9 protein-coding genes are annotated in these 8,424 nt (G+C 71.5%); 1 reads left to right on the top strand and 8 read right to left on the bottom strand.

Translation table 11 applies throughout. The features are described from left to right. Nucleotides 1–234: 234 nt before the first annotated feature. From pcaB to ACYSUO_RS29635, 6 genes are read right to left on the bottom strand one after another with little or no spacing between them, the layout of a single operon-like run. On the bottom strand, nucleotides 235–1,560 hold the full coding sequence (gene pcaB / locus ACYSUO_RS29660) for a 3-carboxy-cis,cis-muconate cycloisomerase (protein ID WP_461779302.1): 1,326 nt from the start codon (nucleotides 1,558–1,560) through the stop codon (nucleotides 235–237). Then, complete coding sequence (gene pcaG / locus ACYSUO_RS29655; RefSeq protein ID WP_461779301.1) at nucleotides 1,557–2,159, bottom strand: protocatechuate 3,4-dioxygenase subunit alpha; 603 nt, start codon at nucleotides 2,157–2,159, stop codon at nucleotides 1,557–1,559. The genes pcaB and pcaG overlap by 4 nt, the downstream gene beginning before the upstream one ends. A 6-nt stretch (nucleotides 2,160–2,165) precedes the next feature. Further along, nucleotides 2,166–2,951: a protocatechuate 3,4-dioxygenase subunit beta gene (gene pcaH, locus ACYSUO_RS29650; RefSeq protein WP_461779300.1), complete on the bottom strand. Its 786-nt coding sequence runs from the start codon at nucleotides 2,949–2,951 to the stop codon at nucleotides 2,166–2,168. Nucleotides 2,952–2,981: 30 nt separating this feature from the next. Continuing rightward, complete coding sequence (locus ACYSUO_RS29645) at nucleotides 2,982–4,196, bottom strand: thiolase family protein (protein WP_461779299.1); 1,215 nt, start codon at nucleotides 4,194–4,196, stop codon at nucleotides 2,982–2,984. Then, nucleotides 4,193–4,843: a CoA transferase subunit B gene (locus tag ACYSUO_RS29640; RefSeq protein WP_327660409.1), complete on the bottom strand. Its 651-nt coding sequence runs from the start codon at nucleotides 4,841–4,843 to the stop codon at nucleotides 4,193–4,195. Before ACYSUO_RS29640 ends, ACYSUO_RS29645 begins: the two co-directional genes overlap by 4 nt. 2 nt (nucleotides 4,844–4,845) lie before the next feature. After that, entirely contained in the window at nucleotides 4,846–5,601 is a 756-nt protein-coding gene (locus tag ACYSUO_RS29635; protein WP_461779298.1) for a CoA transferase subunit A, read from the bottom strand. A gap of 213 nt (nucleotides 5,602–5,814) precedes the next feature. Between ACYSUO_RS29635 and ACYSUO_RS29630 the strand changes: the two genes are divergently transcribed. Beyond that, the gene (locus tag ACYSUO_RS29630; protein ID WP_426898799.1) at nucleotides 5,815–6,282 is read left to right on the top strand and encodes a MarR family winged helix-turn-helix transcriptional regulator; all 468 of its coding nucleotides are present in this window, start codon (nucleotides 5,815–5,817) and stop codon (nucleotides 6,280–6,282) included. Nucleotides 6,283–6,384: 102 nt separating this feature from the next. On the opposite strand, the gene ACYSUO_RS29625 is transcribed toward ACYSUO_RS29630, so the two are convergent. Then, on the bottom strand, nucleotides 6,385–7,281 hold the full coding sequence (locus tag ACYSUO_RS29625; protein WP_461779311.1) for a DUF3048 domain-containing protein: 897 nt from the start codon (nucleotides 7,279–7,281) through the stop codon (nucleotides 6,385–6,387). A 64-nt stretch (nucleotides 7,282–7,345) separates the two neighbouring features. Continuing rightward, entirely contained in the window at nucleotides 7,346–8,407 is a 1,062-nt protein-coding gene (locus tag ACYSUO_RS29620; protein WP_461779297.1) for an ATP-dependent DNA ligase, read from the bottom strand. Between the last annotated feature and the right edge of the window lie 17 nt (nucleotides 8,408–8,424).

Here is an 8,424-nt window from a genome sequence, read left to right as displayed (position 1 = left end):
GGGGGGGGGGGCCCCCCCGCCCCCCGGGGGGGGGGGGGCGCCCGGGGGGGGGGGGGGGGCGGGGGGGGGGGGGGGGGGGGCGGCCCCCCCCCCCCCCCCCGCCGGGGCCCCGGGGAACTGCACAGCCCAGCCACGTTGCAGCGGCAACCGGCGACGGCCTGCGCCTGGTGCGGCCTGCCCACCCCCTGTCACGCGCCCGCAGGGATTTCGGGAAGGGGTGGGGTGGGGGACAAGTCATCGGCGCGCAAGCGCCCGATCCACCAGCGCCCCCGCCGCCCCGGTGTACCGCGACGGATCGGTCAGGTCGGATACGTTCACGTCGGAGTCCTTGAGCGCCGACTCGTCGGCGAGGACATCGGCGAGGGACCGGCCCGACTCCCGGGCCTGCCGCGAGGCGGACGCCAGAAGCTCCTTCGCCGCGCCGCGCCCGAGCACCCCCGCCAGCTCCGCCGACAGTCGCTCCGACACGATCGCCCCGCCCGTCAGCGACAGGTGCGCGCGCATCACATCCACCCGCACCACCAACCCGTCGACCAACTCCGAGGCATCCCGGACCGCCCCACCAACCACCCGCAACAATTCCCGCAACGTGGCCCACTCCGCATGCCACGCCCCCGCCGGCCGCTCGTCCTCCGCCGGCAACGAGCCGTACAGCGTCGCGGCCAGCGCAGGCGCACGGCGCGCCGCCGCAGCGATGAGCGTGGAACGCACCGGATTCGCCTTGTGCGGCATCGCGGAGGACCCGCCCCCCGCCCCCTCGGCCAGCTCACCGACCTCCGTACGGGACAGCACCAGCACATCCGCCGCGATCTTGCCGAGCGCACCCGCCGCAAACGCCAGTGCCCCGGCCAGATCCGCCACCGGGGCCCGCAGCACGTGCCACGGCAACTCCGGCTCGGAAAGCCCGAGTTCACGCGCGTACGCCGCCACGAGAGCGAGCGGGTCATCGGCCCCGTACGCCCCGAACGCCGCCAACGTCCCCGCCGCACCGCCCAGTTGAACCGGCAGCGCCTCCCGCACACCCCGCAACCGGTCCCGCGCGTCGAGCACCAGCGCGCGCCACCCGGCGGCCTTGAGGCCGAACGTCGTCGGCACGGCGTGCTGCGTGAGCGTACGACCGGGCATCACGGTGTCCCGGTGCTCGCGCGCGAGGCCCGCCAACGCGCTCTCCGTACCGGACAGCTCGTCGAGCAGCACGTCCAGCGTGCGCGCTGCGACCAGCATCAGCGCCGAGTCGAGGATGTCCTGGCTCGTCGCACCCCGATGCACGTACGCGGCATGCTCCGCGGACACGTCGGACACCGCCGCCGTGAGGTCCGCGACCAGCGGGATCACCGGGTTGCCGCCACCACGCGAGCGCCGCGCGAGGTCCCGCACGTCGAACCGCTCGGCGACGGCCGCCGCCGTGACGGCGTCACCCGCGGCGGCGGGCGCCAGATCGAGCGAGGACTGCGCCCGCGTGAGGCCCGCCTCCGCGTCCAACAGGGCCTGAAGGAAGGCCTCTTCGGACGTGGTGCGCTCGGTGGGCGCACCCTCGCTGCCGGGGTCGAACAACGTCACGTGAACTCCAGGAAGACCGTCTCGCCCTCGCCCTGAAGGCGGATGTCGAAACGGTACGTGCCATCCGCCTGCCGCTGTGCGATCAGCGTGTCGCGCCGCTCGGCGTCGACCTGCCGGAGCACGGGGTCCGTGGCGAGCGCCTCGTCACCGGCGAAGTAGATCCGCGTGTACAGGTGGTGCAGCAGACCCCGGGAGAAGATCACCACGGCGAGGTACGGCGCCGACTCGCCACGCGCCCCCGGGCGCAGGGTGCGCACGGCCCAGTGCCCGTTCGCGTCCGTCTCGATGCGGCCCCAGCCGGTGAACTCCACGCCGTTGCGGCCCAGGTACCCGCCCGTGAAGGGCTGGCGGCGCATGGAGCCGTCGATGGTGGAGGCGTTGCCCTCGGGGTCCGCGCCCCAGATCTCGACGAACGCGTCGGGGACGGGCGCGCCGTTGCCGTCGTAGACGTAGCCGTGCACGGCGACCGTCTCCGGGTGGCCGACCGGGGCGATGTCACCGCCGCCCTCGAAGGGCAGCGCGTAGCCGTACCAGGGCCCGACCGTGTGCGACGGGGTGGGCTGCACGGTCTCGGGGTTGTTGATGTCGATCCTCGTCATGGCTGGTCAGCGCCCTTCTTCCATCCAGGTGGCGTTCGGGCCGTCGAGGACGATGTCCCACTGGTAGCCCATCGAGAACTCCGGCACCGACTTCTCGTGCACGTACGTGGCGATCAGGCGCCGGCGCGCCGCGTCGTCGGTCACCGACTGGAGGATCGGGTCGTACGGGAACAGCGGGTCGTTCGGGAAGTACATCTGCGTCACCAGGCGCTGGGTGAACGCGGAGCCGAAGACGGAGAAGTGGATGTGCGCCGGGCGCCAGGCGTTGGTGTGCTGGGCCCACGGGTACGGACCGGGCTGGATGGTCGTGAACTTGTACCAGCCGTCGTCGTCGGTCAGGGTGCGGCCGACGCCCGTGAAGTTCGGGTCGAGCGGCGCGTCGTGCACCTCGATCTTGTGCGCGTAGCGCCCTGCCGAGTTGGCCTGCCACAGCTCGATGAGCTGACCGCGCAGCGGCCGCCCGCCGCGGTCGACCAGGCGGCCCTCGACGGTGATGCGCTCGCCGATCGGCTTGCCCTGGTGCTGGATCGTCAGATCGTTGTCGATCTTCGTGATGTCGCGCTCGCCGAAGGCGGGAGCGGTGAGCTCGATCAGCTCCGGGTCCTTGGAGACGTCGATGTTGATCGGCGGCTGCTTGGGGTGCCGGAAGGTGGAGGAGCGGTACGGGGCGTAGTCGCGCCGAGGGTGGTGCTCGACGGGTGCGCCGTCGGCGAGGCCCTTGTAGTAGGCGTCGCGCTTGGCGGCGATCTCGCGGTCGATGTCGTGCTGGGTGAGTGGCTGGGTGGCAGACATGGGGGAGCGGACCTTCCTTACCTTCCGGGCCTAACGTTCCAGGACGAGGGCGAGGCCCTGGCCCACGCCGATGCAGAGCGTGGCGACGCCGACGCCGGAGCCCTTGCGGGCGAGCTGGTGGGCGACGGTGCCGGCGAGCCGGGCGCCGGACGCGCCGAGCGGGTGGCCGAGCGCGATGGCGCCGCCCTGCGGGTTGAGGATCGCGGGGTCGAACTCGGGCCATTCGGCGACGCAGCCGAGCACCTGCGCGGCGAACGCCTCGTTCAGCTCCAGTGTCGACAGATCGCCAAATCCCTTGCCCGCCTTGGCGAGCGCCCGGTTCGTCGCCTCGACGGGAGCGAGTCCGAAGTAGTGCGGGTCGATCGCGGAGACACCGGTGGCGGAGATCCGGGCGAGCGGCTCGCGCCCGGTGGCCTTCAGGCCCTCCTCGTCGACGAGGAGCAGCGCGGCGGCGCCGTCGTTGAGCGGCGAGGCGTTGCCCGCCGTGACCGTGCCGCCGTCCTTGCGGAAGGACGGCTTGAGCTTCGCCATCGCCTCCAGGGAGCTGTTCGCGCGCACGGACTCGTCGGCGGAGACGACGGTCGGGTCGCCCTTGCGCTGCGGGATCGTGACGGACGCGAGCTCGGCGTCGAACAGGCCGTTCTTCTGCGCGGCGGCGGCCTTCTGGTGGCTGGCGAGGGCGAACTTGTCCTGCTGCTCGCGCGTGATGTGGTGCTTGTCGGCGATGAGTTCGGCCGACTCACCCAGCGGCACCGTCCACTGCGGCTCCATCTTGGGGTTGACCATGCGCCAGCCCAGTGTGGTGGAGAACAGCTCGGTGCTCGCGGCCGGGAACGGCTTGTCGTTCTTAGGCAGCACGTAGGGCGCGCGGGTCATCGACTCGACGCCACCGGCCACGGCGATCGACGCGTCGCCGACCGCGATGGCGCGGGCCGCCTGGATCACGGCCTCCAGGCCGGAGGCGCACAGCCGGTTCACGGTGACACCCGGCACGGAGGTCGGCAGCCCGGCGAGGAGCCCGGCCATGCGGGCCACGTTGCGGTTCTCCTCGCCCGCGCCGTTGGCGTTGCCGAAGTACACGTCCTCGATCCGGGACGGGTCCAACTCCGGTGTACGGGCGACCAGTTCACGGATGGCGTGCGCGGCGAGGTCGTCCGGGCGGACGGCCGCGAGGGCGCCGTTGTAGCGGCCGATGGGGCTGCGTACGGCATCGACGATGTAGACGTCCTTGACGTTCCTGCTCACTTGGCTGCCTCCTGCTGTGGGACGCGTACCTTCGCGGCGGTCTTCTCGACGACCTCATCGGCGGTGACGCCGGGCGCCAACTCCACCAGTTCCAGGCCGTCTTCGGTCACGTCGAGCACGGCGAGGTCGGTGATGATCCGGTCGACGCAGCCCTTGCCGGTCAGCGGCAGCGAGCACTCCTCGACGATCTTCGGGGAGCCGTCCTTCGCGGTGTGCGTCATGGTGACCAGGACGGTACGGGCGCCGTGCACCAGGTCCATGGCGCCACCGATACCGGTGATCATCTTGCCGGGCACGGCCCAGTTGGCGAGGTCGCCGGTGGCCGACACCTGCATGGCGCCGAGCACGGCGACATCGATGTGACCGCCGCGGATCATGCCGAAGGAGAGCGCGGAGTCGAAGAACGAGGCGCCCGGCAGGACGGTGACCGTCTCCTTGCCCGCGTTGATCAGGTCAGGGTCGACCGCGTCGTCGGTGGGGTACGGGCCGGTGCCCAGGATCCCGTTCTCGGACTCCAGGATCACCTCCACGTCGCCGCCTAGGTAGTTGGGGATCAGCGTCGGCAGGCCGATGCCGAGGTTCACGTACTGACCGTCGCGCAGTTCGCGCGCGGCGCGCGCGGCCATTTCCTCACGGGTCCATGCCATGGCTACTCACTCACCGTCCGCTTCTCGATGCCCTTGTCGACGGCCTGCTCGGGCGTCAGGGCGATCACGCGCTGCACGAAGATGCCGGGCAGGTGCACGGCGTCGGGCTCGATCTCGCCCGGCTCCACCAGCTCCTCGACCTCGGCGATCGTGATCTTTCCGGCCTGCGCGGCGAGGGGGTTGAAGTTCCGCGTGGACTTGTTGAAGACCAGGTTGCCGTGCCGGTCGCCCTTGGCGGCGCGGACGAGCGCGAAGTCGGTACGGATGCCGCGCTCCAGCACGTACTCGACGCCGTCGAACTCCCGCACCTCCTTGGGCGGCGAGGCCTTCGCGACCCCGCCGTTGCCGTCGTAGCGCCAGGGGAGTCCGCCGTCCGCGACCTGGGTGCCGACACCGGCCGGGGTGTAGAAGGCGGGGATGCCGGCGCCGCCCGAGCGGAGCCGCTCGGCGAGCGTGCCCTGCGGGATCATCTCGACCTCGATCTCGCCGGCCAGGTACTGCCGGGCGAACTCCTTGTTCCCGCCGATGTACGAGCCCGTGACGCGGTCGATCCGACCGGCGCTCAGCAGGACGGCGAGGCCGGAGTCCATGGCGCCGCAGTTGTTCGACACCACCGACAGGTTCCCCGTGCCCTGCTCGTACAGCGCCTTGATCAACACGTTCGGTACGCCGCTCAAGCCGAACCCGCCGACCGCGAGGGACGAACCGTCCCCCACATCGGCGACGGCCTGAGCGGCCGTGGCGACAACCTTGTCCATCCCTGCCAGCCCTCATCTCCGCGAAGTGCTTCTGAAGTACTCAGCGCACTGAGTATTTTCTGGGTGGCGCTCACGTTGCCACTGGGTGTGTGAACCGTCAAGAGTTCCAAGGAAAACGCAGGGATGGACTCGACAAGCGGGCGCCGGTTACCGGATCCTTGCTCAGTGCACGGCCGTGTTCAGCGGCGTAACGACTGCAGACGGAGGACCGCCATGGCCGCGGTGGATCTGACCACCCATCCCGGGCACCTCGCCCGGCGGCTCCAGCAGGCGCACTATCTGCTGTGGAACACGATGGTCTCCGAGGAGATCACGTCGCCGCAGTTCGCGGTCCTCAACGCGCTGGTGGCGGAGCCGGGTCTTGACCAGCGCACGGTGGGGGAGCGGGTCGGTCTTGACCGCTCGACCATCGCCGAGGTGATCACGCGGCTCACGCGGCGCGAGCTGGTGGACAAGGTCCGTGACCCGCAGGACGGTCGCCGCTGGTTGCTCCGCCTGACGCCCGGGGGGTTGCGCACGCACAAGAAGCTGGCGGTGCGCACGGCCCGGATGAACCAGATCTTCCTGGCGCCGCTCGACGCCGATGAGCGCGGGGTGTTCTTCGACCTGATCCAGCGGGTGTGCGACGGGGCGGAGGGCCTTCGGCAGGCGGGTGAGGTGGAGGTGGCGGCGAGTTCTTGACGCGTTCACCGTTGCGCCCACCCGGCAAATCAAGCCCCGCCTTTCGAACGAGAGCCCGCGGGGTCCGGGGCGGAGCCCCGAGGCCGTAACCACGGGTGGGTGTCAGCGTTTCGTCAGGACCACCCACACCGCCCCCGGCGCGAACGGTAGGTCGAACGTCGTGCCGCTCGTCGGAGACGGTCGCCGCCACTGCGCGTCGTACGCCCGACCGTCCCGCAACACCACCGCGTCACCGTCACCCACCGTCCGCGACAGCGGCGACGTGTTGCCGGACCGGTCGTGGAAACGGGAGGGCGCCACGTCGACGTACTGGACGACCACCGTCGGGGCACCGAGCCGTTCGCCGGCTGCCGTCGTCGCGGCGCGCCCGTCCATGGCCACCAGCCAACGACCGTCCTCCGCCGACCAGTTGAAGGTGAACCGCGCGCCAGGAAAGCGCACCGTGTGCTCCGTCTCGGCCCGCCCACCCTTCGGCGCCCGCTCGGCGAACTCGAACCCGGCCGCCTCCCCGGCGTGCACCCCCGCCGCGGGATCGCCCAGCTTCGCGGGCCGCAGGTACAAGTTGTGCGGCGCGGGCTTGTCGTCGCCGCGGAAGTACGCGCTCCCGGCCTCACCCGGCGGCGCCGCCCGCAGCGGCGCCGACTCGATCGAGGGCCGCAGCGCGCTCTGCGCCCCCGAGTACGCGAGCGTCGGCCGGTCGAACTGGCGCAACAGCTCAAGATCGGTCTCGCGGGCGCTGCGCACAGGCCCGACCACCTTGGGCAGCCGCGAGCCGAACACCGCCATCAGCCGGCTGAGCCCCGCCTCGACCTGCTCGACGTACACGAGGTCGGCCTCGTCGAGCCCGGTCTGGGGTCGCGCGGGCCCCACGTTGTCGATCTTCACGGCTAGCAACGGCGCCCGCGCCGACGCCGAACTTCCGCCCCCGGGCAGCCGACTCGCCGTACACGCCGAGGCGAACATCCCGAGAGCCCCGACCACGACCGCACGCCTGCGCATCTCGTCCACGCCTCATGGATACCCACGGGCACACCCCGCTCACTCCGGGGGAACCGTCACACGCTCAGCGCAGCACATCCGCCAGGTCGAACTTCACCGGCTCCTCCAGCTGCGCGTACGTGCAGCTCTCGGGTGTGCGGTCCGGGCGCCAGCGGCGGAAGCGGGCCGTGTGGCGGAAGCGGGCGCCGTTCTCCATGTGCTCGTAGGCGACCTCGGCCACGAGCTCCGGGCGCAGCGGGATCCAGGAGAGGTCCTTCTTGCCGGTCCAGCGGCTGGTCGCGCCCGGCATCCGCCTGCCCTCGTGCGCCGCCTCGTCCGTCCACGCCGCCCACGGGTGGCCCTCGGCGTCCTCCATGCGCAGCGGCTCCAGCTCGGCGACCAGTTCGGTGCGGCGTTTCATCGTGAAGGCCGCGCAGACCCCGACGTGCTGGAGGGCGCCCTCGTCGTCGTACAGGCCGAGGAGCAGGGAGCCGACGACCGGGCCGCTCTTGTGGAAGCGGTAGCCGGCGACCACGCAGTCCGCGGTCCGCTCGTGCTTGATCTTGAGCATGACGCGTTCGTCCTGCCGGTAGCGCAGCGTGAGCGGCTTGGCGACGACGCCGTCCAGGCCCGCGCCCTCGTACTGCTCGAACCAGGTCTGTGCGAGCTCCGCGCTGGTGGTGGCCGGGGCCAGGTGCAGCGGGGCGGAGGCGTCCGCGAGGGCCTGTTCCAGGAGCGGTCTGCGATCGGACAGCGGCAGCTCGACCGTGGACTCGGAACCGAGCGCCAGGACGTCGAAGGCCACGAAGGAGGCGGGCGTGCGCTCGGCCAGGGTCTTCACCCGCGAGGCCGCCGGGTGGATCCGCTCCGTGAGCGCGTCGAAGTCGAGCCGCCCGTCCCGCGCGATCACGATCTCCCCGTCGAGCACGCAGCGCTCCGGGAGCCGCTCGGCCAGCGCCTCGACCAGCTCGGGAAAGTACCTGGTCAACGACTTGGTCGTACGGCTCGTCAGCTCGATCTCCGGACCGTCGCGGAACACGATCGCCCTGAAGCCGTCCCACTTCGCCTCGTAGTGCATCCCCTCGGGGATCTTGGCGGCGGACTTGGCGAGCATCGGCTTGACCGGCGGCATCACGGGGAGGTCCATGCCCCGATTCTGTCCTC

The organism is Streptomyces sp. UC4497, assembly GCF_054871485.1.
The sequence above is the reverse complement of the archived record's forward strand: the minus strand, read 5'-3'. Positions and strand labels throughout refer to the sequence as shown.

What these genes read in the sequence shown, in the direction of transcription:
- pcaG (WP_461779301.1), bottom strand. Translation starts at nt 2,159, where the DNA reads ATGACGAGGATCGACATCAACAACCCCGAGACCGTGCAGCCCACCCCG.
- pcaH (WP_461779300.1), bottom strand. Translation starts at nt 2,951, where the DNA reads ATGTCTGCCACCCAGCCACTCACCCAGCACGACATCGACCGCGAGATC.
- ACYSUO_RS29640 (WP_327660409.1), bottom strand. Translation starts at nt 4,843, where the DNA reads ATGGCATGGACCCGTGAGGAAATGGCCGCGCGCGCCGCGCGCGAACTG.
- ACYSUO_RS29635 (WP_461779298.1), bottom strand. Translation starts at nt 5,601, where the DNA reads ATGGACAAGGTTGTCGCCACGGCCGCTCAGGCCGTCGCCGATGTGGGG.
- ACYSUO_RS29630 (WP_426898799.1), top strand. Translation starts at nt 5,815, where the DNA reads ATGGCCGCGGTGGATCTGACCACCCATCCCGGGCACCTCGCCCGGCGG.
- ACYSUO_RS29625 (WP_461779311.1), bottom strand. Translation starts at nt 7,281, where the DNA reads ATGCGCAGGCGTGCGGTCGTGGTCGGGGCTCTCGGGATGTTCGCCTCG.
- ACYSUO_RS29620 (WP_461779297.1), bottom strand. Translation starts at nt 8,407, where the DNA reads ATGGACCTCCCCGTGATGCCGCCGGTCAAGCCGATGCTCGCCAAGTCC.